This window comes from Yoonia tamlensis, assembly GCF_900115105.1.
In the GTDB taxonomy this organism is placed as follows: domain Bacteria; phylum Pseudomonadota; class Alphaproteobacteria; order Rhodobacterales; family Rhodobacteraceae; genus Yoonia; species Yoonia tamlensis.
Genome location: NZ_FOYP01000002.1, coordinates 295,511 through 319,112, shown reverse-complemented (window position 1 = coordinate 319,112; position 23,602 = coordinate 295,511). Strand labels below are relative to the sequence as shown.

General features: G+C 54.9%; 27 protein-coding genes. 12 read left to right on the top strand and 15 right to left on the bottom strand.

Going from position 1 to position 23,602, the window contains the following annotated elements; all coding sequences use genetic code 11:
- Positions 1-3: 3 nt before the first annotated feature.
- Positions 4-1,068, bottom strand: a complete 1,065-nt coding sequence (hrcA, locus tag BM320_RS13430; RefSeq protein WP_090201112.1) for a heat-inducible transcriptional repressor HrcA — start codon at positions 1,066-1,068, stop codon at positions 4-6.
- A 115-nt stretch (positions 1,069-1,183) separates the two neighbouring features.
- On the opposite strand from hrcA, the gene rph reads away from it, so the two are divergent.
- The 3 genes from rph to hemW are packed head-to-tail and all read left to right on the top strand — an operon-like array spanning position 1,184 to position 3,649.
- Positions 1,184-1,891 carry a ribonuclease PH gene (gene rph, locus BM320_RS13425; protein WP_090201110.1) on the top strand — a complete coding sequence of 236 codons (708 nt, stop codon included), beginning with the start codon at positions 1,184-1,186 and terminating at the stop codon, positions 1,889-1,891.
- The gene (rdgB, locus tag BM320_RS13420; protein WP_090201108.1) at positions 1,891-2,499 is read left to right on the top strand and encodes an RdgB/HAM1 family non-canonical purine NTP pyrophosphatase; all 609 of its coding nucleotides are present in this window, start codon (positions 1,891-1,893) and stop codon (positions 2,497-2,499) included. Before rph ends, rdgB begins: the two co-directional genes overlap by 1 nt.
- Positions 2,492-3,649, top strand: a complete 1,158-nt coding sequence (gene hemW, locus BM320_RS13415) for a radical SAM family heme chaperone HemW (RefSeq protein WP_090201564.1) — start codon at positions 2,492-2,494, stop codon at positions 3,647-3,649. Before rdgB ends, hemW begins: the two co-directional genes overlap by 8 nt.
- Here the strand turns inward: hemW and BM320_RS13410 are convergent.
- The 7 genes from BM320_RS13410 to hemJ all read right to left on the bottom strand — a co-directional run bounded on the left by BM320_RS13410 (position 3,646) and on the right by hemJ (position 10,977).
- Entirely contained in the window at positions 3,646-4,533 is an 888-nt protein-coding gene (locus BM320_RS13410) for a ParB/RepB/Spo0J family partition protein (protein WP_090201106.1), read from the bottom strand. The two genes, hemW and BM320_RS13410, sit on opposite strands and share 4 nt — an antisense overlap.
- Before the next feature lie 3 nt (positions 4,534-4,536).
- Positions 4,537-5,334, bottom strand: a complete 798-nt coding sequence (locus BM320_RS13405) for a ParA family protein (protein WP_242651055.1) — start codon at positions 5,332-5,334, stop codon at positions 4,537-4,539.
- Positions 5,321-5,941 carry a 16S rRNA (guanine(527)-N(7))-methyltransferase RsmG gene (gene rsmG, locus BM320_RS13400; protein WP_090201101.1) on the bottom strand — a complete coding sequence of 207 codons (621 nt, stop codon included), beginning with the start codon at positions 5,939-5,941 and terminating at the stop codon, positions 5,321-5,323. Before rsmG ends, BM320_RS13405 begins: the two co-directional genes overlap by 14 nt.
- Before the next feature lies 1 nt (position 5,942).
- On the bottom strand, positions 5,943-7,814 hold the full coding sequence (gene mnmG / locus BM320_RS13395) for a tRNA uridine-5-carboxymethylaminomethyl(34) synthesis enzyme MnmG (RefSeq protein ID WP_090201563.1): 1,872 nt from the start codon (positions 7,812-7,814) through the stop codon (positions 5,943-5,945).
- Positions 7,815-7,825: 11 nt separating this feature from the next.
- Positions 7,826-9,106: a tRNA uridine-5-carboxymethylaminomethyl(34) synthesis GTPase MnmE gene (gene mnmE / locus BM320_RS13390; RefSeq protein WP_090201097.1), complete on the bottom strand. Its 1,281-nt coding sequence runs from the start codon at positions 9,104-9,106 to the stop codon at positions 7,826-7,828.
- A 29-nt stretch (positions 9,107-9,135) separates the two neighbouring features.
- Complete coding sequence (gene rho / locus BM320_RS13385; protein ID WP_090201562.1) at positions 9,136-10,407, bottom strand: transcription termination factor Rho; 1,272 nt, start codon at positions 10,405-10,407, stop codon at positions 9,136-9,138.
- A gap of 120 nt (positions 10,408-10,527) precedes the next feature.
- Positions 10,528-10,977: a protoporphyrinogen oxidase HemJ gene (gene hemJ, locus BM320_RS13380; protein ID WP_090201095.1), complete on the bottom strand. Its 450-nt coding sequence runs from the start codon at positions 10,975-10,977 to the stop codon at positions 10,528-10,530.
- 404 nt (positions 10,978-11,381) lie between these two features.
- On the opposite strand from hemJ, the gene BM320_RS13375 reads away from it, so the two are divergent.
- Genes BM320_RS13375 through dnaQ form a run of 4 tightly spaced genes read left to right on the top strand, consistent with a single transcriptional unit; the run spans position 11,382 to position 14,116 of the window.
- A complete protein-coding gene (locus BM320_RS13375) occupies positions 11,382-11,981 on the top strand; it encodes a Maf family protein (protein WP_090201094.1) in 600 nt (199 codons plus the stop codon).
- Entirely contained in the window at positions 11,978-12,805 is an 828-nt protein-coding gene (locus tag BM320_RS13370; RefSeq protein ID WP_090201093.1) for a shikimate dehydrogenase, read from the top strand. Before BM320_RS13375 ends, BM320_RS13370 begins: the two co-directional genes overlap by 4 nt.
- Positions 12,802-13,404: a dephospho-CoA kinase gene (coaE, locus tag BM320_RS13365; RefSeq protein WP_090201092.1), complete on the top strand. Its 603-nt coding sequence runs from the start codon at positions 12,802-12,804 to the stop codon at positions 13,402-13,404. Before BM320_RS13370 ends, coaE begins: the two co-directional genes overlap by 4 nt.
- Entirely contained in the window at positions 13,385-14,116 is a 732-nt protein-coding gene (dnaQ, locus tag BM320_RS13360) for a DNA polymerase III subunit epsilon (RefSeq protein WP_090201090.1), read from the top strand. The genes coaE and dnaQ overlap by 20 nt, the downstream gene beginning before the upstream one ends.
- On the opposite strand, the gene secB is transcribed toward dnaQ, so the two are convergent.
- Positions 14,109-14,612: a protein-export chaperone SecB gene (secB, locus tag BM320_RS13355; protein ID WP_090201088.1), complete on the bottom strand. Its 504-nt coding sequence runs from the start codon at positions 14,610-14,612 to the stop codon at positions 14,109-14,111. The genes dnaQ and secB overlap by 8 nt on opposite strands.
- Positions 14,613-14,670: 58 nt before the next feature.
- Complete coding sequence (locus tag BM320_RS13350) at positions 14,671-15,150, bottom strand: FxsA family protein (RefSeq protein ID WP_090201086.1); 480 nt, start codon at positions 15,148-15,150, stop codon at positions 14,671-14,673.
- Between the two features lie 112 nt (positions 15,151-15,262).
- On the opposite strand from BM320_RS13350, the gene BM320_RS13345 reads away from it, so the two are divergent.
- From BM320_RS13345 to BM320_RS13335, 3 genes are read left to right on the top strand one after another with little or no spacing between them, the layout of a single operon-like run.
- The gene (locus tag BM320_RS13345) at positions 15,263-15,919 is read left to right on the top strand and encodes a Tim44/TimA family putative adaptor protein (protein WP_090201561.1); all 657 of its coding nucleotides are present in this window, start codon (positions 15,263-15,265) and stop codon (positions 15,917-15,919) included.
- Positions 15,920-15,933: 14 nt separating this feature from the next.
- On the top strand, positions 15,934-16,854 hold the full coding sequence (gene mltA, locus BM320_RS13340; RefSeq protein WP_090201085.1) for a murein transglycosylase A: 921 nt from the start codon (positions 15,934-15,936) through the stop codon (positions 16,852-16,854).
- Positions 16,854-17,441, top strand: a complete 588-nt coding sequence (locus BM320_RS13335; protein WP_090201560.1) for a Smr/MutS family protein — start codon at positions 16,854-16,856, stop codon at positions 17,439-17,441. The genes mltA and BM320_RS13335 overlap by 1 nt, the downstream gene beginning before the upstream one ends.
- On the opposite strand, the gene BM320_RS13330 is transcribed toward BM320_RS13335, so the two are convergent.
- Genes BM320_RS13330 through BM320_RS13320 form a run of 3 tightly spaced genes read right to left on the bottom strand, consistent with a single transcriptional unit; the run spans position 17,424 to position 21,103 of the window.
- Entirely contained in the window at positions 17,424-18,659 is a 1,236-nt protein-coding gene (locus BM320_RS13330; RefSeq protein WP_090201083.1) for an MFS transporter, read from the bottom strand. The two genes, BM320_RS13335 and BM320_RS13330, sit on opposite strands and share 18 nt — an antisense overlap.
- A gap of 60 nt (positions 18,660-18,719) precedes the next feature.
- Positions 18,720-20,027, bottom strand: a complete 1,308-nt coding sequence (gene hslU / locus BM320_RS13325) for an ATP-dependent protease ATPase subunit HslU (protein ID WP_090201081.1) — start codon at positions 20,025-20,027, stop codon at positions 18,720-18,722.
- Between the two features lie 8 nt (positions 20,028-20,035).
- Positions 20,036-21,103 carry a hypothetical protein gene (locus BM320_RS13320; protein ID WP_090201559.1) on the bottom strand — a complete coding sequence of 356 codons (1,068 nt, stop codon included), beginning with the start codon at positions 21,101-21,103 and terminating at the stop codon, positions 20,036-20,038.
- Between the two features lie 162 nt (positions 21,104-21,265).
- Here BM320_RS13320 and BM320_RS13315 point away from each other — a divergent pair, with 162 nt between their 5' ends.
- Positions 21,266-21,631 (top strand): DM13 domain-containing protein, encoded by a 366-nt coding sequence (locus BM320_RS13315; RefSeq protein ID WP_165615059.1) that lies wholly within the window; start codon positions 21,266-21,268, stop codon positions 21,629-21,631.
- Here the strand turns inward: BM320_RS13315 and hslV are convergent.
- Positions 21,628-22,182, bottom strand: a complete 555-nt coding sequence (hslV, locus tag BM320_RS13310; protein ID WP_090201558.1) for an ATP-dependent protease subunit HslV — start codon at positions 22,180-22,182, stop codon at positions 21,628-21,630. The genes BM320_RS13315 and hslV overlap by 4 nt on opposite strands.
- A 99-nt stretch (positions 22,183-22,281) precedes the next feature.
- Here hslV and BM320_RS13305 point away from each other — a divergent pair, with 99 nt between their 5' ends.
- Entirely contained in the window at positions 22,282-23,190 is a 909-nt protein-coding gene (locus BM320_RS13305) for a capsular polysaccharide export protein, LipB/KpsS family (RefSeq protein WP_090201077.1), read from the top strand.
- A 51-nt stretch (positions 23,191-23,241) separates the two neighbouring features.
- On the opposite strand, the gene trxA is transcribed toward BM320_RS13305, so the two are convergent.
- Positions 23,242-23,562, bottom strand: a complete 321-nt coding sequence (trxA, locus tag BM320_RS13300; protein WP_090201075.1) for a thioredoxin — start codon at positions 23,560-23,562, stop codon at positions 23,242-23,244.
- Between the last annotated feature and the right edge of the window lie 40 nt (positions 23,563-23,602).

Genomic DNA, 23,602 nt, shown 5'->3' with positions numbered 1-23,602 from the left:
CCTTTAGGAGCGGTCAGCAACTAGTTTGCCAATCCGCTGCGCAGTGTAGTTCACAATCGGGACGATCCGCCCATAGTTCAGGCGGGTCGGACCAATGACGCCCACGGCGCCAATTATCTTACGGTCGGCGTTCATATAAGGGGAAACGACCAGAGAGGAACCCGAAAGTGAGAACAATTTGTTCTCTGAGCCAATAAAAATGCGTACACCGTCGCCGTCCTCGGCCAAATCAAGGAATTGTGCGATATCGCGCTTGCGTTCAAGGTCGTCAAACAGGGTACGGATGCGCGCCAGATCGGCCTCGTTTTCGCCGTCAGCAAGCAGATTACCACGCCCGCGCACGATCAACCTTTCGCTAGATTGGCCTTCGTTATCCCAAAGCGCGTAGCCGTTTTCGACCAGTTCGGCCGCAAGACTGTCAATTTCGCGACGGCGGGCTGCAATTTCTCGCGCGATGACCTTGCCAAGCTCGGACAGCGTATGGCCTTCGGCGATGGCGTTCAGGAAATTTGCAGCCTCGCGCATGGATGATGGCGTTTGTCCGGCGGGCGGCGTGAAAATGCGGTTTTCAACGTGACCGTCCGCAAAAACCAGCACGACAAGGGCACGTTCACGCGACAAGGACACAAAATCAATATGTTTGATCGCCGCTTCATGTTTTGGCGTCAAAACAAGGCTCGCGCCGTGGGTCACACCGGAAAGCGCCTGCCCGACCTGATCCAGCATCGCATTCACATCTGTTTCATTGCCGCCAAGTGTGCGGTCGATCGTTTGGCGGTCTTTGCCATCAAGATTACCCACCTCAAGCAACCCATCCACAAACATCCGCAAACCCAATTGCGTCGGGATACGCCCCGCGCTGACGTGGGGGCTATTCAATAACCCGAGATATTCAAGGTCTTGCATCACGTTCCGGATGGTTGCCGCGCTTACCTTTTCGGTAAAGTCACGGGTCAATGTGCGCGACCCGACCGGATCACCGGTTTCAAGATAGCCTTCAACAACGCGACGGAATACCTCGCGCGAACGTTCGTTCATTTCGGCAATATTGGGCTTTTGATCGGGCATATCATCCTCGGGTGAAGGCTACGCAATTAAAACGAAGTCAGGCCCGGCGTCAATCGGGCTTGGATTTCATATGTGGGCAGCGTATCCCAATCAGGAAACCAAAAGGAGTGATCCCATGCGCCCATCCGGCCGCCAAACCAACGAAATGCGTAAAATCTCTATTGAAACGGATGTGACCATGCATGCGGAAGGCTCTTGCCTGATCAAATGCGGCAATACACATGTTTTGTGTACAGCGACCATTGATGCGCGCGTTCCGCCGTTTTTGAAAAATTCCGGACTTGGTTGGGTCACCGCCGAATACGGGATGCTGCCGCGCGCAACAAACACGCGGATGCGTCGCGAAGCCAAAGAAGGGCAATCAGGAAGAACGCAGGAAATTCAACGGCTTATTGGTCGGTCACTGCGTGCAGGTGTGGACCGCGTGGCGCTTGGCGAACGCCAGATCGTGATTGATTGCGACGTAATACAAGCAGACGGCGGCACCCGCTGTGCATCTATCACCGGTGGTTGGGTCGCGCTGAAACTGGCCGTGCAAAAGCTGATGAAAGCGGGCGATGTGATTTCTGACCCGCTGATCAATCCGGTCGCTGCAGTCTCGTGCGGCATTTATGCGGGGCAAACGGTGCTTGATCTGGATTACCCCGAAGATAGCGAAGCAGGCGTCGACGGTAATTTTGTGATGACCGGCGGCAAGTTGGTCGAAGTCCAGATGTCTGCCGAAGGGTCAACATATACGCGCGCGCAAATGGATGCGCTGCTTGATTTGGCAGAAAAAGGCGTGTCGGAATTGACCGCCGCACAATTGGCGGCCGTCAGCTAATGCGTCGCTTTGAAGGCAAAGAACTGGTGATTGCGACCCACAACAAAGGGAAGCTGCAAGAGATCGCGGATCTGCTAAAACCCTTTGGTGTTGCGCTGTCATCCAACGATGATCACGGGCTGCCTGAACCCGATGAGACCGAAACGACATTTGTCGGGAACGCGCGGATCAAAGCCCATGCCGCCGCAAAGGCGACGGGGCTGCCCGCGCTTGCCGATGACAGCGGGATCGAAATAGACGGGCTAAACGGCGCGCCAGGTGTTTACACTGCCGACTGGGCGGAAACGCCGGACGGGCGCGATTTTGTGATGGCGATGGAGCGGAGTTGGGCCGAATTAGAGTCTGTTTCTGCACCCTACCCGCGTACCGCGCGGTTCTGTTGTACGCTGGTTCTTGCGTGGCCGGATGGCCATGACGAGGTGTTCCCCGGTGTAATGCCTGGCCAGATTGTATGGCCGATGCGCGGCAAACAAGGCCACGGATATGACCCGATTTTCCAGCCAGAGGGCTATGACATCACATTTGGCGAAATGGACCGCTGGGAAAAGAACAAAATCAGCCACCGTGCCGATGCGTTCAAAAAACTGATTGCAGGTTGTTTTGCCTGAGGATTGGGAACACGGGGGGTTCGGGCTCTATATCCATTGGCCGTTCTGTCAGGCCAAATGCCCCTACTGTGATTTCAATAGCCACGTTGTTGCACAGATTGATCAGGCAGCATGGCGCGATGCCTATCTGAGCGAGATTGACCGGATCGGTGCCGAAACCCAAGGGCGCGTCTTGAAATCCGTCTTTTTCGGTGGCGGCACGCCAAGCATGATGGACCCTGATCTGGTTGATGCGATCCTGACCAAGGTGCGCGCGACATGGCCGATGGCCAATGATATTGAAATTACGCTTGAAGCGAACCCCACTTCTGTCGAAGCCGGTCGCTTTGTCGGGTATCGGGATGCAGGTGTGAACCGCGTTTCCATGGGAATTCAGGCCCTGAATGACGCAGATTTGCGTGCGCTGGGCCGCCTTCACAGCGCCCAAGAGGCGCTGACGGCCTTCAGCACGGCCAGAGAGACGTTTGATCGGGTGAGTTTTGACCTGATTTACGCCCGTCAGGGGCAATCTTTGGCTGATTGGCGAGCAGAATTGACGAAAGCGCTGGGCTTGGCCATCGATCACCTGTCGCTTTATCAGCTGACAATCGAAGACGGGACGGCATTTGGGGATCGTTATGCCGCCGGAAAACTGCGCGGTTTGCCCGACGATGATACGGCGGCAGATATGTATGCGTTAACGCAAGAGGTTTGCGCCGCTACAGGGTTTGACGGCTATGAAGTTTCCAACCATGCGCGCCCCGGATTCGAGAGCATCCACAACCAGATTTACTGGCGCTATGGAGATTACGCCGGCATTGGACCGGGCGCGCATGGACGGTTGACCTTGGGCGGACAACGGCTTGCCACTGAAGCGCCGCTGGCCCCGATGCAATGGCTGGCACAGGTAAACCGGACAGGAAATGGCGACAGCCTGCGCAGCCCGTTAACGGCGGATGATCAGATTTCCGAGATGCTTTTGATGGGAATGCGGCTGCGCGAAGGCGTATCACTGGAGCGCATGAGCATCGCAGATAATGCCATAATTAGCAAAAATATCAATGGGCTAATCGAAATGGATATGGTCGTGAAGCAAGATAGCCGGCTCTTGCTTACGCCAAAGGGACGCCCCGTACTAAATGCCGTGCTGCGTGCGTTACTGGCGGATTAGCCACCTGACAGCGCGCGCAAGAGATCGTCCAGCTGGTCAAGCGATTTATAGCTGATGACCAGTTTTCCGCCCTCTTCTCCGGCTTTATGATCGATTGTTACTTTCATCTTGAGCGTGGCGCTAAGCTCGTTTTCAATTTGAATAGTATCGGCATCTTTTGCGACAGGGGCGCCAGGTACAGAGCGGCGTTTGAGCGCGGGGCCCTTTTTCACCAGTTTTTCGGTTTCACGCACCGAAAGATTGCGCTGAATGACCTCGCGGGCGATTTCCTTGGCGCGATCATTGCCGACCATTGCGCGGGCGTGACCGGCTGACAATTGGCCCTGCGCCAGATAGGATTGGACTTCTTCCGGAAGATTCAAAAGACGTAGCAGATTCGCGATATGACTGCGGCTTTTACCCAGTGCCGTGGCAAGCTGTTCTTGGGTATGGCCAAAACGATCCATGAGTTGGCGGTAACCTGCGGCCTCGTCCACGGCGTTCAGATCATCGCGTTGAATGTTTTCGATAATCGCAACTTCGAGAACTTCGGTATCTGTATATTCACGCAAAAGCACAGGAACTTCGTGCAATTTGGCCATTTGCGCTGCGCGCCAACGGCGTTCGCCAGCTACAATTTCATAAGTTTTTGGATTATTGGGAGAAACGCGAACGATCAGCGGTTGAATAATCCCTTTTTCGGCGATTGATGCGGCAAGGTCATTTAGCGCCTCATCGCGGAATGTACGCCGCGGCTGATCGGGGTTCGGCACCACATGTTCAACCGGCACATACATATCCGGACGGCGCGCGCTGTTGATCGAAGTGTCATCCTGACCGACATCAGACATCAAAGCCGAGAGACCGCGGCCCAAGCCACGCGATTTTTTAGCATTGCCGACCATGATTTAAACCCTTTTTTTCATATTCTTTTGAATGACTTCGCGCGCAAGTGCGCGGTAGGCCATCGCCCCTTTGGACGCGCTATCATATTCCAGCACCGGCATGGAAAAGGACGGCGCCTCGCTTAGGCGGACATTACGCGGAATGACTGTCTTAAAGACCATATCGCCCATGTTCTGACGCGCATCTTCTTCCACCTGAATCGACAGGTTGTTGCGGCTGTCGTACATGGTCAAGACGATCCCTTCGATCCGCAGATCGGCATTTGCCGATTGCCTGACGTCGCGCACAGTCAGGATAAGCTGCGACAGGCCTTCGAGGGCAAAAAATTCGCTTTGGAGCGGCACCAATATTGAATCGGCGGCGACCATCGCGTTCACCGTCAAGATATTGAGAGATGGCGGGCAGTCGATCAATATATAGTCGTATTTTGCGACAGCATCGGCGGCATCATGCAGGACGTAGCGCAACAAAAAGCTGCGTTTTTCATTGTCCATGAGTTCAATGTCTGCCGAGCTGAGGTCGGTCGTTGCCGGAATGATAGATAGGTTCTTGATTGATGTCGGAACCGCGGCTTCGTCCATCGTCGCTTCGCCTGAAAGCAGGTCGTATGTTGTAATGCCACGCTGGTCATGCTCAATGCCGAGCCCGGTTGATGCATTCCCCTGCGGGTCAAGATCGATGAGGAGTACTTTCTTGTTTTTTTCGGCAAGGGCTGCGCCAAGGTTGATTGTCGTTGTGGTCTTGCCGACGCCGCCCTTCTGGTTCGCTACCGCGATGATTTTGCAGCTATTTACTGGCACGAGATATCCCTTTGACAACAAGAATCTGTGCATGAGGATCGGTCAAACTCGGTGAGTCTTCAAGCGCAAACCGCCAGTTATCCCTTGCGGCAGCGACTTCCTCGCTTGCCTTCTTGCCCTTGTGAAGAATTGCAATTCCTGCCGGATTGAGGTGACGATCTACATATGGCAACAACGTAGATAAGGTGGAAAGTGCGCGCGCAGATACAATATCTGCATCTTGGGGTGGCGCAACTTCTATCCTATCCGCAATTACTGTGGCCGGAATCCGAAGCTCTCGGATTGCCGTGCGCAGGAATGTCGCCTTTCTCAGATCGCTTTCGATCAACACAAATTCTGCGTCTGGCTGCTTTTCTTTACCAATAATGGCAACAACAATCCCCGGAAAGCCGCCGCCGCTGCCAATATCGACCCATTTTTCGAAACTGTTCGGGGCTGATGCATAAATTTGCGCAGAATCAATGATGTGTCGCTCCCACAGGGTCTCAACTGTGCTCGGAGAAATAAGATTGATTTTGACAGTCCACTTGCGGACAAGGTTTGCAAACTCCTGCAAGCGATCAATTGTTTCACGTGAAACATTCGCCCCACCCAAGTCATGTCTCATTTTAGCTCCCGGTCTTTGCCTTCAGGCCACGCTTGATCGCCGCCACCACCAACATCAGCCCCGCTGGGGTCATGCCTTCGATCCTGCCCGCTTGCGCGATATCACCGGGGCGTATCAATTCCAGCTTGGTCGCCAATTCGTTAGAAAGACCACGGATTGCCCGATAGTCGAATCCGGTTGGAATCACCTGCTTTTCATCGCGCTCCATTGCCGTAACATCGGATTGTTGGCGCTGAACGTAATGCGCGTAAAGGGCATCTTTCTTGATTTGGTCCTGTACGTCTGCGGGGATACTTGCAACTTCTGGCGCCAAGACTGCCAGTTGTTCAAAATCAAAATCCGTCAGCTCCAGAGCTTCTAACGCCGAACGCCGCGGCCCGCCCGTATTAAGATTTGCACCCTGTTCTGCAATATCCCGTGCTGAAAGCGAAATCTGTGTAAGCGTTTCTTGTGCCCGCGTAATCTTTTCCATTTTATCCGAGAAATGCGCCCATCGCGCGTCGCCGACACAGCCAATGTTGCGCCCAAGTTCGGTAAGTCGTTGGTCCGCGTTATCTGCACGAAGCGAAAGCCGGAATTCTGCGCGCGAGGTAAACATGCGGTAAGGTTCCGACACCCCTTTGGTAATCAGATCATCGACCATCACACCAATATAGGATTGGCGACGACTAAAGGTAATCGCCGGCGCCCCGAGCGCCGCTGCTGCAGCATTAAGTCCAGCCACCAAACCCTGCGCTGCTGCCTCCTCATATCCGGTCGTGCCATTGATTTGCCCAGCCAAATAGAGCCCCGGAACATTGCGCAACTCTAACGTTGACGAAAGCGAACGCGGGTCAACATAATCATATTCAATCGCATATCCAGGCTGCAAAATCCTAGCGTTTTCAAGGCCATATATTGATTTTACATAGTCTTCCTGCACGGCTTCGGGCAAGGATGTCGAAATGCCGTTTGGATAGACGGTATGATCATTGACCCCTTCGGGTTCCAAAAAGATCTGATGAGATATCTTGTCAGCAAACCGCACAACTTTGTCTTCAATCGAGGGGCAGTAGCGCGGACCGACTCCTTCGATATGGCCGCCATACATCGCCGATCGATGAAGATTTTCACGGATGATTTCGTGCGTGCGTTCGTTTGTATGGGTAATCCCACAGTCAATCTGAGGTGCAGACACGCCTGTAGACATGAACGAAAATAGTGTTGGGTCGCTGTCGCTTGGCTGCTTTTCTAGCAGGTCCCAGTTGATTGTGCGCCCGTCAATCCGCGGCGGCGTTCCGGTCTTGAGCCGTCCAAGATCCAGATCAAAACTATCCAGTCTTTCAGCCATCTTAACGGCGGGCTTGTCACCCATGCGTCCACCGGGTCGCGATACATCGCCGATATGGATCACGCCACGCAAGAATGTACCTGTTGTCAGAATTACACTGCTTGCTGTTAGGGTCTGTCCGTTGCCCAGCACAACACCGGAAACACGGTCGCCCGCCATTACTAGGTCAACGGCTTCACCTTCAATGATCGACAAACCATCAACCATATCTAGTTCGGTTTGCATCGTAGAGCGGTATATTTCGCGGTCAGCTTGTGCGCGCGGCCCTTGCACCGCGGGCCCCTTCTTGCGGTTCAACAGTCGAAATTGGATCCCTGCGCGATCGGCAACGCGGCCCATTACACCATCTAGTGCATCAATTTCACGCACCAGATGGCCTTTACCCAGACCGCCAATTGCCGGGTTACATGACATGACGCCAATGGACTGTTTTGTTAGTGTAACCAAGGCGGTACGCGCGCCCATCCGCGCTGCTGCATGTGCAGCCTCGGCCCCAGCGTGGCCGCCGCCAATTACGATCACGTCAAAATCACAATGTTTCACGTGAAACACTCCTATTTCCCGATGCAGAAGCTCGAAAATATTTCATCAAGTACCTGTTCTACATCAACACGTCCAACAAGGCTATCCACTGCACGAATTGCTGACCGAAGCTCTTCCGCAATCAAATCAGCCATCGCGTGATGCCCCGACATTCCAGCCTCTGCAGCTTGCAAATATACAATTGCCTGCAGCATTGCGACGCGATGCCGCTCGCGCATAGCAACCCCAACTGACGCCACCCGTTGCTGTAGCATATCAGAAATATGCGCCACCAGTTCATCCACACCCGCGCCGGTCCGGCCGGACACAGCGATACCTTCGCCAACCGATAAATCAGACTTGGCGCGAACAATAATATCACTGTCCCCTATATCTAGTGGAACGTCATCTTCGGCCAACAACATATGCACACGTATGTCGGCCCGTGCTGCGCGTTCCTTGGCCCGTTCAACGCCCAAACCCTCAACAAGATCATCCGTCTCGCGCAGTCCTGCGGTATCAAGAAGCGTGACAGCAATCCCGTCAAGATCAAGCTTCACCTCGATCACATCGCGCGTTGTTCCAGCAATTTCAGTGACAATCGCAACCTCGCGCCCGGCAATCCGGTTAAGTAATGTTGATTTACCGACATTCGGCGCCCCGATTATCGCCACCTCGAAACCGTCGCGCAGCCTCTCCGCTACGCGAACACCTTCGGCCTCTCGCTGCATCTCCCGCTGGACATCTCCAATTAGCGCACAAACTTCGGGCGTCACGTCAACTGGCACCTCTTCGTCGGCAAAATCTATCGTTGCCTCCAAAAGGGCAGCCGCGCGAATTAGCTTCACCCGCCACCCGTCGGCCAGATTACCAAGCGCCCCTGAAAAGACGCGCACCGCCTGCTTACGCTGGCTTTCCGTTTCGGCGTCAATCAGATCAGCCAGACCTTCGACCTGCGCAAGATCCAGCTTTCCGTTCTCCAATGCGCGGCGGGTGAATTCTCCTGCTTCGGCCGGGCGCAAATCCGGATCATTGCCAAGTTCATAAAGAACCGAAGCCAGCACCGCCGGGCTGCCATGCAAATGCAGTTCGACAACCTCTTCACCGGTAAAGCTTTTGCCCTCGGCAAACCGCAATACAAATGCTTCGTCAAGCAGCTCGCCAGCGGCATCCCGCAGCACCCGCACGCCGCGGCTTTTCGGCACATCGCCCATAAGACGCTGCGCAGCACTGACTGACTTGGATCCAGACAAACGGACAACAGCAACGCCAGCGCGCCCCTTTGCCGTTGCCAAGGAAAATATCGTATCCATTATTCAACCCATTGTCTTATAACAATAAGTTACGTGTTCATTGAATCGAAGAAATCCGAATTTGTCTTGGTCTGTTTCAGCTTCCCGATCAGGAATTCGATCGCATCGGTTGTCCCCATCGGATTCAAAATCCGCCGCAACACATAAGTCTTTGCCAAATCGCTCTTATCAACTAGCAGCTCTTCCTTACGCGTACCGGATTTCAGAATGTCCATTGCCGGGAACACGCGCTTGTCTGCAACCTTGCGATCCAGAACAATCTCAGAGTTGCCAGTCCCTTTGAATTCTTCAAAGATAACTTCATCCATCCGCGATCCGGTATCAATCAGGGCCGTCGCAATAATCGTCAGCGATCCGCCTTCTTCGATATTGCGCGCAGCACCAAAGAACCGCTTGGGCCGCTGCAAGGCGTTCGCATCAACACCGCCGGTCAAAACCTTGCCCGACGAAGGCACAGTCGTGTTAAATGCCCGACCCAGTCGTGTGATCGAATCCAGCAAAATGACGACGTCGCGTTTGTGTTCAACCAGACGTTTTGCTTTCTCGATAACCATCTCGGAAACAGCCACGTGCCGCGTTGCCGGCTCGTCAAAGGTCGATGAAACGACTTCACCCTTCACTGACCGTTGCATGTCGGTCACCTCTTCAGGGCGCTCGTCAATCAGCAAAACAATCAAATAGCATTCCGGATGGTTCTTCTCGATCGAGTTCGCAATATTTTGCAGCAGAACCGTCTTACCCGTACGCGGCGGCGCCACAATCAAGGCACGTTGCCCCTTCCCGATCGGGGAAACCAGATCAATAATCCGCGCTGACCGGTCCTTGATCGTCGGATCTTCGACTTCCATTTTCAGCCGCTCGTCGGGATAAAGCGGCGTAAGGTTGTCAAATGCAACCTTGTGTTTTGCCTTTTCCGGATCTTCAAAATTGATCGCCTCAACAACAGTCAAAGCAAAATAACGCTCTGAATCATTTGGCTCTTTCATCACACCTTCGACGGTATCGCCGGTACGCAACGAATGTTTGCGGATCATATCCGGTGATACGTAAATATCATCCGGACCGGGCAAATAGTTCGCCTCTGGTGACCGCAAGAACCCGAACCCGTCTTGCAAGACCTCGAGCACACCATCGCCACCAATCACCCATTCTTCATCCGCGCGTTCCTTAAGGATGGCGAACATCATATCGCCTTTGCGCATGGTCGATGCGTTCTCGATCTCCAGCTCTTCGGCCAGTGATAACAGATCCTTGGGGCTTTGCGCCTTTAGGTCAGACAGGTTCAGACGGTGTAGTGACATGATAAAATCCAGCACTCGCCCTTGGGCCAGTGTCATTCAGTGATAGAAATGGAAAACGCTTCTCCCGGACGGGAGGCTGCAACGCATATACGCAAGGCACGCTGTTAAGTCAACGCGCCGCTAGAACGGTCGTACAATCACCGCAATGACGATCACCACCATCAGCACTGTCGGCACCTCATTGGCAAGCCTGTACACCCGCCCCGAACGCGTGTTCACCCCTGCCGCGAACTCTTTGCGGCGCTTGCTTAACCAGCCGTGAAACCCGCTCATCAGGATTACCGCGATGATCTTGGCCCATGACCAGACCGATCCCCAATCAAACGCCCCCGTCGCCAGCATTAGCAACCCCGCAATCCATGCGACCGTCATCGCGGGATTGATGATCACGCGCAGCAATTTGCGTTCCATGATTTGAAAGGTTTGATCAAGCTCTGACCCGATCTCGGCCCGCTCTGCATGATAAACAAACAAGCGCGGCAAATAGAACATACCTGCCATCCATGAAATCACAGCCATAATATGGATCGCTTTGATCCATTGATAATAGGGCATCAGGAATTCAAACATGTTTTGCCTCGCTCTCGGTCTGCGCTTCTTAATAAATATATATAGAAAGAAAAGATGTTGTTGTTATTAGTGTTCGCGTTTTCTGTGGTTTGTTTTTTCATCCGCAGACTTATCCCAAGGCAAGCAACATAAATCTGCACAGAAGATAAACCGGATGGATGGTAATTTACACATATATATCAAATACTTAAAACTGAAAATTTTCTCGTAAAATCGAGGTTTGTCACATTGACTCTGCTTTCGGCTACGATTCTTCCACAGGGGCGACTTATACTTTCCCACGGTGGAAAAATCGGCATAAGAGGTGGCACAACTTGTGACTTTCGCACAGGCTTTTGATTTGCAGGTCTTATCCCTTCGACTACCCGCAGGCTGACACAGAATTTTTCCAAAGGGTTATCCACATGGCGGCTCCGATCATCTTGGCATCAGGCTCCGAAATTCGCGCAACATTGCTGCGCAATGCGGCTGTTTCTTTTACCGTAGTCAAGGCACGGATCGACGAAGACATGATCCGCCAGTCACTCATCGCCGAAGATGCATCGCCCCGCGATATAGCCGACACATTGGCCGAACTCAAAGCACAGCGCGTCGCCGCCAAGCACCCTCAGGCGCTTGTGATCGGTTGCGATCAAATTCTCGCCAAGGAACGGCAGATTTTTTCAAAGCCCGGCTCGCCCGAACTGGCGATTGCACAGCTGCAATCCTTGCGGGGGCAGACGCATCAATTGCTCTCTGCGGCGGTGATCTACGGCGAAGGCAAACCGCTTTGGCGGCATGTCGGCGTTGTCAGGCTGCAAATGCGTGACGTAAGCGACACATATTTGCGCGATTATGTCGATCGGAACTGGGAAAGCATTCGCCACTCCGTCGGAGCCTATAAGCTGGAAGAAGAAGGCGTGCGTTTGTTTACACGCATTGATGGGGATTATTTCAACGTGCTGGGGTTGCCACTTTTGGAACTACTTTCATATCTGACATTGCGCGGGGAATTGCCATCATGACCGACACTCCGCGTGCCTGTGTCATTGGCAATCCGATCTCGCATTCCTTGTCACCAAAACTGCATGGCTACTGGCTTGATCGCTATGACATCAAAGGATCCTACACCGCCTTGCAAGTAGCCGATCAAGACTTGGAAAAAACCCTGCGTGAATTGCCTGCACAGGGGTTTGTGGGCATGAATGTGACCCTTCCGCACAAAATGGCGGTCTTGGAGTTTGCAGATCAGATCACCGATCGTGCCACGCTGATTGGGGCCGCAAATACCCTGACATTCAAAGAAGACGGTCGCATTTTGGCCGATAATACAGATGGTTACGGGTTTATTGCAAATTTGCGCCAAGGCGCGCCGGATTGGGATCCCAAGGCGGGTCCGGCAATGATTTTTGGTGCAGGCGGTGCTGCGCGCGCGATTATCGTGGCGCTCGCCGATGCGGGTGTTCCCGAAATTATCATTTCCAACCGCACCCGCGCCAAGGCTGAAGCCCTGCGCGCGGATTTTGGCGCAAGGATCAGGGTCGTGGATTGGGTGCAGGCGGGTACGGCTTTGGCCGATGCAAACCTGCTGGTGAATACCACGTCGCTTGGCATGAAGGGCGCCGCTGATTTTAAGGTCTCGCTTGATGCTTTGCGCCCCGAAACGGTGGTGACTGATATCGTCTATAATCCACTGCGCACCCCGTTTCTGGATGCCGCCGAAGCCGTTGGCTGCACAGCCGTTGACGGGCTGGGGATGCTCTTGCATCAGGGTGTTCCGGGCTTTGAACGCTGGTTTGGCCAACGCCCCGAGGTCGACGAGGCCACCCGCAGGGCCGTATTGGCGTGACACATCGTTTGGGTCTGACCGGGTCGATTGGCATGGGCAAATCCACCACCGCCCAGATGTTCCGCGACGCCGGCGTGCCTGTCTGGGATGCAGACGCCACCGTTCATGAACTTTATGAAAAGGGCGGTGCGGCTGTGGCTCCGATTTCGGCGGTTTTTCCTGTGGCGGTTGTCGATAATCAGGTTTCACGTGAAACACTTAAGGAATTGATAAACCAAGACCCCAAGGTGCTGTTGCAGCTTGAAAACATCGTGCATCCGCTTGTTGCGGCCAGCCGTGAACAGTTCCTGAAAGATCATCCAGAACTGCTGGTTGTCTTTGATATTCCACTGCTTTTTGAAACCGGTGCCGACAGATGGCTCGATTCCGTTTTGGTTGTATCTTGTCCGGCAGAGGTTCAGAAAACACGGGTGATGGCGCGCGCTGGCATGACCGAAACGCAGTTTGAAACCATTCTTGCGCGGCAAATGCCAGATGCACAAAAACGGGCCCGCGCGGATCATATTATCGAAACGCTGACCCTAGACGGGACCGCGCTGGCCGTGCAAAACCTGATTGCAAAGCTAAAGGGGCCAGCCGATGCGCGAGATCGTACTTGATACCGAAACAACCGGATTTGAACCTGCTGACGGCGACCGCATCGTTGAAATCGGCGCGATTGAACTGATCGGTCATATGCCCACGGGCCGGACCTATCACCAATATATCAACCCCCAACGGTCCATGCCCGCCGAAGCCTTTGGCGTGCACGGGATCGGCCCTGATCTGCTAGAACCGCCACAAGACCCGAAACCCGGTCAAGTCATTTTGCGCGACAAACCAGTATTCAAGGACATTGCGCAAAGCTTTGTCGATTTTGTCGGTGATGCGCGTATGGTCATCCACAACGCGGCGTTTGATATCAAATTTCTGAATGCTGAACTGGGCACACTTGGCTACCCAGCGTATAAAATGGACCAAGCCTTAGACACATTGGCCATCGCACGCCGCAAATTCCCCGGATCGCCCGCGTCACTGGATGCGCTGTGCCGCCGCTTTGGCATCGACAATTCTTCGCGGACCTTGCACGGCGCGTTGCTTGACAGTGAAATTCTGGCAGAGGTCTATCTGGAACTGATCGGCGGGCGGCAGCCGGATTTCGCGCTTGCCTCGGACGGGCGGACAAAAACCAGCAGCAATCAATCAGATGAATGGCGCCCTTCGGCGCGCCCGCAACCGCTTGCGTCGAAACGCACAGAGGCGGAAACCGCCGCCCATGCTGCCTTTGTCGACAAGCTGGGCGACGAAGCTTTGTGGAAAAAGCTTAGTTAACTGTTTCTTTTGCTTTTTCAGCTTCGGCGCGACGCGCCAGTTCAGACCGGTAAAGCGCAACAAAATCAATTGTTTCAAGGTTCAGCGCGGGGAAACCACCGTCGCGGGTGATATCGCTGACAATGCGGCGCAAGAACGGGAATGTGATGCGCGGGCATTCGATTAGCAGGTAGGGGTGCATCTGTGCATCCGGCACACCTTCGATATGGAACACGCCCGCATATTCGATTTCCAGAACGAACAGCGGCTCGCCTTTTTCTTTGGTCTTGCTGGTGATGTTCAGCTTTGTGATGACCTCGTACTGGTTGTCCGCAGTACGCTTGCGCGCATCAAGGTTCACCTGCACCTGAATTTCAGGTTGCGCGTCGCCAGAAACACCCTTTTGCGCGAGGATGTTTTCGAACGACATGTCGCGGATGTATTGCGCCATCACGCGGCTTTTGACTTGGGCGGGTTGTGCGGCTGCTGCGGCACCGTTTTCTGGGGTATCAGACATTATAAACTGCTCCGGTTAAATTCTGTTGGCGTTTTCCTAACAGCCAATCTGGCAAGGCTCAATGCTGTGTCCATCCAGATGGGGTATGTGTCGGTTTTTTATCTCCGGTGACGTCCTGAAAATCACCGTCAATGACCTGATCTTGGGGGTGTTGCGGCTGCGGCTGCGCGGAGCCCGCGCTAAATCTTGCGACTTTTACCTTTGAACGCCCCCAAGCATATGCAGCTTGGCGCACTTTTGGCACAAGCAGCGCAAGCCCGACAATATCCGTGAAAAAGCCAGGCGTCAGCAACAATGCACCAGAAAACAGGATCATGGCCCCATTTGCCAATGGCTCGGTCGGGTCTTGCATGTCGGAAAACGATCTTTGCAGTTTCCCAAGTTCGCGTAGCCCTTGCAGTCGTACCAGATAAGACCCCGCAACTGCCGTGGTCAGCACAATAAGAAGCGTCCACCAGATACCGATAATACCACCAACCTGAATGAACAGGGCGATTTCGATCATGGGGACCGCGATAAATGCAAGCAATAGCCACATGGGTGGGGCGCCTTTCTAAACTTGTTCCGGGCAAGGTGGACTTGGCCCTGTGCAGCACCTACATAGGGATTGAACGGGCATTTTTCCATGCCCTCCCTTGATCGAGGCCCTGATGAACTCTTTTGTTGAACTCTTGGTGCTTGCTGGCATCGCCGTTTTTTTGATCCTGCGCTTGCGTGGCGTTTTGGGGACGCGGGAAGGTTTTGAAAAACCCGTTGCCCGCCAACCTCAAGAAAACCACCGTCGCAAGGCAAATCTCGAACTTGTGCAAGACGGGCCGGATCTTGATATCACTGACCACGTTGCCGAAGACACCCCTGCCGCATCCGCGCTTGCCGCGATGAAACGGGTTGACCCTGCGTTTAACGTCTCCGAATTTCTGGGCGGTGCCCGCGCGGCCTATGAAATGATCCTGATGGCCTTTGAAAACGGCGATCTGGACCAGATCAAACCCTTCATTTCCGATGATGTCTACGAAGCCTTTGCTTTCGTCGTCGAAGATCGCAAAGCCAAAGGGCTGACCGTTGATGCCACATTTATCGGGGTCAGCGACATGACGCTTGTCACTGCCGAATTTGACGACACAACCAAAGAGGCGGATATTTCCGTGCGCTTTAAGTCCGAAATGACATCTGTCGTCCGCGATAACGGCGGCGATATCGTCGAAGGCAGCGACAAAGAAGTAAAACGCCAGAAAGATACATGGACATTCTCGCGCGTGATGGACGCGGGTGATCCAAACTGGAAACTGGTCGCAACCGGCGAATAAGGTGCAGGCAGGCGATGGCCGGACTGACATATGAAAAACAATCCTACGCGGATTTGAATGGATGGGCGGCTGATGATCATCAGGCCGCCCTTGATGTTTTTCTGAACACAAGTCCAACGTGGGCAGATAGGGCCTTGGCCGCCGCGTCACCCCGCACATTCTTCGAAGACCATTTCCAGCCGGTTTTAATCACCGACAGCGCGCCGATGGTGTTCACCGGCTATTTTGAACCTGAACTAATCGGGTCACGCGAACAGACTGCGCAGTTCAATATTCCGGTCTATGGCATGCCGGCAGACCCCGCCGAATTCAGCCGCCGCCAAATCGAAGAAGACGCGCCATTCGCGGATCAAGGGCTAGAACTTGCGTTTCTGTCCGACCCTGTTGATCTGTTTTTTCTTCAGGTGCAGGGATCGGGGCGGATTTCCCTGCCTGACGGGACAATGCTGCGCTTGGGTTATGCGGGTAAAAACGGGCGGGATTATACCTCGGTCGGCAAAATCCTGATTGCGCGTGGTGTCGCGGATGTGAACCCTGACACAATCCGCAAATGGGTCCATGATAATGGCGCTGCCGGGCAGGCGCTGCTTTGGGAAAACGAAAGCTACGTGTTTTTTCGCGAAATCACCGAAACCCTCGCAGATCAAGGCCCGATTGGCGCGATGGGAAAATCCATCACGGCTGGCCGTTCAATTGCCGTTGATCCCGCTTGCACCCCGCTTGGCGCGCCGGTCTGGATCGAACGCCACGCAATGCAGCGCCTGATGGTGGCCCAAGATACCGGATCTGCGATCAAAGGCGCGCAGCGCGCTGACATTTTCTTTGGCACGGGCGCTCGGGCGGGCGAACTGGCAGGGCAAGTCAATGACGGCGGGCGCATGATTACATTGCTGCCGCATGCGGACGCGCAAAGATTATGCGGGGGGATGCCCTGATGCGCCGCCCCCGTAATCTGTCCGAAGAAGAACGTGCCCTTTGGGACCGCGTAGCCGAACGCGCCGTACCGCTTGACCCCAAAGCCCCCGCTGCCGCGCCAAAACCCGCCAAGCCAAAACCAAAACCGCGCGATATTCATACTGCACCTTTGCCGCACTTCAAGGTTGGTGCCAAAGCCGATGTGCACCGCCCGCATGATATTTTGCCCAGCGTCACAGAACGCCTGCACCGCGCGCCCGTGCACATGGATCACAAATCCTTTGGTAAAATGCGGCGCGGGAAACTGGTGCCCGAAGCGCGGATCGACTTGCACGGGATGACGATGAACGAAGCCCACCCCGAACTGGTTGCGTTTATTCTTGGATCACACGCGATCGGGCGGCGGCTGGTTCTGGTGATTACAGGCAAGGGCAAAGACCGTGATGATGGCGGCCCGATCCCCACGCGCCACGGTGTTTTGCGCCATCAAGTGCCGCAATGGCTGGCGCTTCCGCCGCTGAACCACGCGATTTTGCAGGTCACGCCCGCCCATCTGAAACACGGTGGACATGGCGCCTATTACGTCTATCTACGGCGCACGCGGTAGCCGGATCGTGGCCGCGCGTAATGCGGGGATCATGACGATGGACCCGATGACAAATGTGGCGGAATAGATCAGCAGCTGCGTTTCAAACCCGACGCCCGCATCAATCAACCAGCCCGACATTCCTGGCCCGATGGCCGACCCAAGCACCATCAACGCAACTGCCGCTGATTTGATAGAACCGATATGTGCGGTGCCGTAATATGTGCTCCAGACCGATCCGGGCAGTGTCGCCTGCCCGCCACCGGCAAGCCCCATCAAGATCACGCCCAAGGCCGACCATGCGATTGTTGGTGCATATGCGTGAATGATAAACGCGACCGAATAGGGTAGCAGATAGAGCGGCAACAGCTTGGCCACACCGAACCTGTCGACGGCCCAGCCAAACAAAAACGTCGACCCCATAAAGGTAAACGTGCCCAAGGGAAACACCGCCACAAGGCTCAGGTGTTCCCAGCCCTTGATTTCGGCAAAGTGGACCTGATGAAACCAGAATGTCGTCGCGAACATCGGGAATAGCGCCATCACCGGCGCCAATGTCCAGAAAAGCGGATGCCGCAGCGCCTGTGCGCGGGTCCAATGTGCGCCATCCATTCCCGCCGCATTATCCGTTTTTGCGGTGGCTTGCGGCGTGCGTTCAAGTTTCAACAGATGCCACAGCAGCGGGATCATCAGCAGAATAAATCCGGCAAACCCCATCCAGATCATGCGCCATGGCAGGTGCGATTTCAGCCAGACACTGGACAGTGGCAGCGCGGCTTCGGCGGTGACAAACCCCAATGTCGAAATCGCAAGCGCACGGCCTCGGGTGGCGATGAACCAGCGCGAAATTGAAACAATCGAAATCGTGCTGGTCATGCCTTGGCCAAAAAATCGCAGGCAAAATATGATGATGATCAATCCGATGACATGGGTGTTCAGCGCCATCGCGATGCAAGACAGCGCGAGACAGCCCAGCACAACCACGCTGAGCGTGCGCACCCGAAACCGGTCCGTCAGCCCGCCCGCAAAGACCATCACCCCCGCCGAAACCATCGTGGCGGCCATATAGATCAGCCCCCAATCGCCATTCGATAACCCGTATTCCGTGCGGATTTCACCGGCGAAGGCGGCAATCAGAAAGGTTTGGCCAAAGCTGGACAGAAACGACAAAAGCGCGCCCACCGCAAGGAAGGGCGCGTTTTCACGCAAAAACCGGAGGTAAAGGGCGTAGGAATTCATACGCCTTTGGTGATCGCGCAGCGCGCAAAAGGGAACCCCCAATCGCGCGCGCCGAAGTATTTACAGCACGTAGCGGCTGACATCCGTGGATCGTGACAATGCACCCAGATGCGTTTCAACAAAATCCGCGTCGACCGTGATTTCGTCGCCGCCGCGGTCTGGCGCGTTGAACGACAGGTCTTCGAACACGCGCTCCATCACGGTATAAAGCCGCCGCGCACCGATGTTTTCGACGGATTCATTCACTTCGGCCGCGATTTTGGCCAGCGCGCTGATCCCGTCGGGCGCAAAGGTAACCGTGACCTCTTCGGTTTTCATCAGGGCGCTATATTGCAGGGTTAGCGCATTATCTGTTTCGGTCAGGATACGGACAAAATCACTTTCGGTCAGGGCTTGCAATTCAACACGGATCGGCAGCCGGCCTTGCAGTTCGGGCAAAAGGTCGGACGGTTTGGCAACGTGGAACGCACCAGATGCAATGAACAGGATATGGTCGGTCTTGATCGGACCGTGTTTTGTGGAAACGGTTGTGCCTTCGATCAAGGGCAGCAAATCGCGCTGCACGCCTTCGCGGGAAACGTCAGCGCCGCGTGCATCCGATTTCGCGCAAACCTTGTCGATTTCATCCAGAAATACGATCCCGTTTTGTTCAACCGCTTCAAGCGCGGCCTTGGTCACGGTTTCGTCGTCCAGAAGCTTGTCAGCCTCATCCGCGATTAGCGCGTCATAGCTTTCGGCCACGGTCATCCGTTTCTTGACCGTGCGACCGCCGCCCATTTTGCCGAACAATTCACCAAGGTTCATCATGCCGCCCATGCCACCGGGTTGACCGGGGATTTCAAAACCGCCGAGCGGGTTCGACGTATCCGCAAGTTCCAGTTCAATGATTGTGTTGTCCAATTCGCCCGCTTTCAGTTTCCGGCGGAACAAATCGCGGGTGCCATCGCGCGCATCGGTGCCAGCAACTGCCGTTATTACGCGGTCTTCGGCGGCCTGTGCAGCCTTGGCTTTCACGTCTTCGCGCATATGTTCGCGGGTGTCCAAAATCGCTGTGTCCACGAGATCACGAATAATCTGTTCTACATCGCGGCCGACATAACCGACTTCGGTAAATTTGGTTGCCTCGACCTTTATGAACGGGGCGCGGGCGAGTTTCGCCAGACGGCGGCTGATTTCGGTTTTGCCAACGCCAGTGGGTCCGATCATCAGGATGTTCTTGGGATAGACTTCGTCGCGCAGATCATCGCCAAGCTGCTTGCGCCGCCAGCGGTTGCGCAGGGCCACGGCCACGGCGCGTTTTGCGTCGTTCTGGCCGATAATAAACCGGTCCAGTTCGGATACGATTTCGCGGGGGGTCAGGTCTGTCATGTCAGTCCTTAAGCATGAGAGGGTGGAAGACGGTGCAGCGGGATAAATCGCGGCATCAGTTTTAGAATGCGGGCGCGGATACGTTCCCAGAATGCACCCAGCAACAGCAGGACAATCCCCAGTACAAGCACGGTCAATGCCGCCCCGTCCCCATCAAGGATCGTCGCAGCCAGCGCCACAATATAGCCGATCGCAGCAATCAGGAATGACCGCCGGTCAATGACAATTGCAACTAGGGCAAACAGCGCCAGAAACGCGAGCAGCACAAGGTTCGCGCCTGATGTATCGCGGTCGAGCAGCGACAGTGCCACGGTGTTCACCAGCGCAGGTGCTGCGACAACATGCAGCCAGAAACCGTTTGCGCTGCGCCGGGTAACGCGGTGCGGGTCGCTCATGTCGAAAACCATTGCCACGGCGAACACCATCAGCCCCAGCACAAGCGTGATCCATGCAAATGGCCCACCTGCGGACAGCAAGAAGAAATCGCTGATATCATTGACCTGACCGCCACGGCTGGCCGCAAAAACAATCGCCACGGCGAACAGGCCAACGGCAATCATCGCCATCGCAAAGGGTACGCGGAACCGCCACCAGTAAACCAGCAGCGCAAGCGTTGCGACAAACAGCGGCAAAGGCACGCTGCCATAGTCGTTTTGCGCGATCATGAACGGTTCGGTCATCACCGCCATCAGGCCAAACGCCGCGTTATTGGCAAACATTACCGAAAGCGCGATCGCTGGGGCGACCATCCGCCGTTTGCGCACGAAATATTCTGACAACAGCCACAAAAGCCCCGCCCCGATCAGTGCGACAACCCCTGCATATTCTTGCAGATCAACAATGCTGTCGCCCAGCGCGAGGCCCACAACGCCCATCCAGCCGACCGACAATATCAACAGGCCGATGACGATGAAAATCTCGTTGAAACCTTTGAACAGCTCGAACGGTTCATCGCCCGGATCAAGGTTTTCACGGGCGCCACGGCGGCTATCAGCCAATGAAATCAGCCCCGAAGCCTGTCTTTCATCAATCAACCCGCTGGCAACAGCGGCGCGAATATCGTTGCGTTCAATCATCGGCATTCCTTTGGCTGGCTTCTACCTAAGCCTTGTGACGGGTGACGCCAAGTGCGCCACCCCCGTTTTGCCGTAAATTGCAGCGCTTCACAAACGCGTGGGGGTGATTGTTTGAAACCTTGCCGCCTGTAGGATCAACGAAATCACCATGGGAGAATGCCAATGAACAGACGTCATTTTATCGCCGCTTTGCTTTGCACCACCGCCGCTCCTGCATTTGCAGGCGGGCATGGCCGCTTGGGGACATGGGGTGGCATCAATGGCCATACCGTCACGGGTACCGCGGAAATTGCGGGCAGTTCTGTGAACCTGCTGGCAGATTTTGTCTTTGATGGCGCGCCTGATCCCAAGGTTGCGCTGGGCAAGGACGGCGTATTTGACCCCGCTACAATCATGGGTCCGCTTGAAAACTATGCGGGCGCATCGCAGTTTACCGCGCCCGAAGGCATCGACACCGGCGACTATAACGAAGTCTGGATCTGGTGCGAAGAATTCAGCGTCGGGCTTGCCATCGCGCCAATCGGCTAACCGATCGATTCAACAGTCAATTTGCCGTTGGTATACACACAAATATCAGCGGCAATTGCCATGGCTTTGCGCGCGATCTCTTCGGCATCCAGATCGGTATCCATCATCGCGCGCCCTGCCGCCAAGGCAAAATTGCCGCCTGATCCGATCGCCGCAATATCATGTTCAGGTTCCAGCACATCACCTGCGCCAGTAATCACAAACAGGTCTTTGCCATCAGTAACGATCAACATCGCCTCGAGCTTTTGCAGGTATTTATCCGTGCGCCAGTCCTTGGCCAATTCCACGCTTGCGCGGGCCAGTTGGCCGGGGGTTGCTTCCAGTTTTTTCTCAAGCCGTTCGAGCAAGGTAAACGCATCAGCGGTCGATCCTGCAAATCCCGCGATCACATCCTGACCACCGGGTGACAGGCGGCGCACCTTGCGCGCGGTGCCTTTGATCACAGTCTGGCCAAGGCTGACCTGCCCGTCACCGGCGATGACAACTTTGCCGCCTTTGCGAACGCCAATAATCGTGGTGCCGTGCCATCCGGGGAATTCTTCGCGGGTCATGTTCATCTCCTTGCGGGTTTGGTTATATATGGCGGCGCGCGCGCGGGCAGACAACCCCGATGGCTTGCCCAGTTGCGCGCGCACATGTAGCGTCGCGCTATGGTTTCCGAAAATACTGTTACATTCTATCTGAACCCGAAAATGCGCCGCCAAGCCGAGCGCGGAGAGCAGAATTTTGTCCACCAAACCAGTGCGGTACTGACAGCCGCCGGCTTTGACATCGCGTTCGATACCAACGATGAGCTGGGGCGGCTTCAGGCGATTTCACGGCCAGGGCGGAGCCTGTTTTTGATGGATGATCCGGTGGATGCGCGCGGGCTAACCCTGCGCAAAACCTATGTCGGCCCGTTCTGGCATATCGAAAAGCAAAGCGAGCGCTGGAAATGGCCCGTCGCAAAGGTCGCGTTTTCGTCCGATGCGGTCAATGCAGCAAAGGCCGCAGCATTTTATCAACGGTGGCGCGGCAAATTATTCTGGGGCACGCCAAAGCACGCTGGTTTTGTGTTTATGCCGCTGCAAGGGCGGCTTTTGACACGACGGTCGTTTCAATCGTGCAGCCCGATCGAGATGATCAAGACGACGCTCGAACATGAACCGAAACGCGAAATTATCGCGACGCTACATCCGTCAGAAACCTATCAGCAGGCGGAAATCGACGCGCTGGACAAACTGACCGATAGATATGATCAGTTTTCGGTGCAATCGGATGGGGCCGATACGTTGCTACGCGATTGCGACTATGTCGTGACCCAGAATTCCAGCCTCGGTTTTCACGGGTATTTCTTGCAAAAGCCGCTGATATTATTTGGCAAATCCGATTTTCACCATATCGCACTGAATGTGCATCAAATGGGTGCGGCCGATGCGTTTGCCGCACGCGTGGGCCATGCGCCCGATTACGCGGCCTATCTGTTCTGGTTCTTGCAAAAGCAAGCGATCAACGCAGGCCGCCCCGAAACACGGTCCATCATCCGCAACGTGTTCTTGCGCCACGGATGGCCTGTCTGAAACGAAAAAGGGCGCCACAAGGGGCGCCCGATATTCTAACTTTTCAAATACTTAGATGGATTCTTCGATCCAGCCTTGCAGTGCGGCTTTTGGCGCTGCGCCGGTTTTGTTGGAAACCACTTCGCCGCCTTTGAACATGAACAGCGCCGGAATGCCGCGCACGCCCATTTGAGAAGGCGAATTCGGGTTTTCATCGACGTTGACTTTGACGATTTTGACCTTGCCAGCGTATTCGGCTGACAATTCTTCAAGCGCTGGGCCGATTTGTTTACACGGGCCACACCATTCTGCCCAGAAGTCTACAACAACGGGAATATCTGACTGGCGCACTTCGGCGTCAAAGGTTGCGTCGGTTACGGCTACGGTTGCCATTGGGCTGCTCCTTGGCGAATATCATTGGATGCTGAACCTA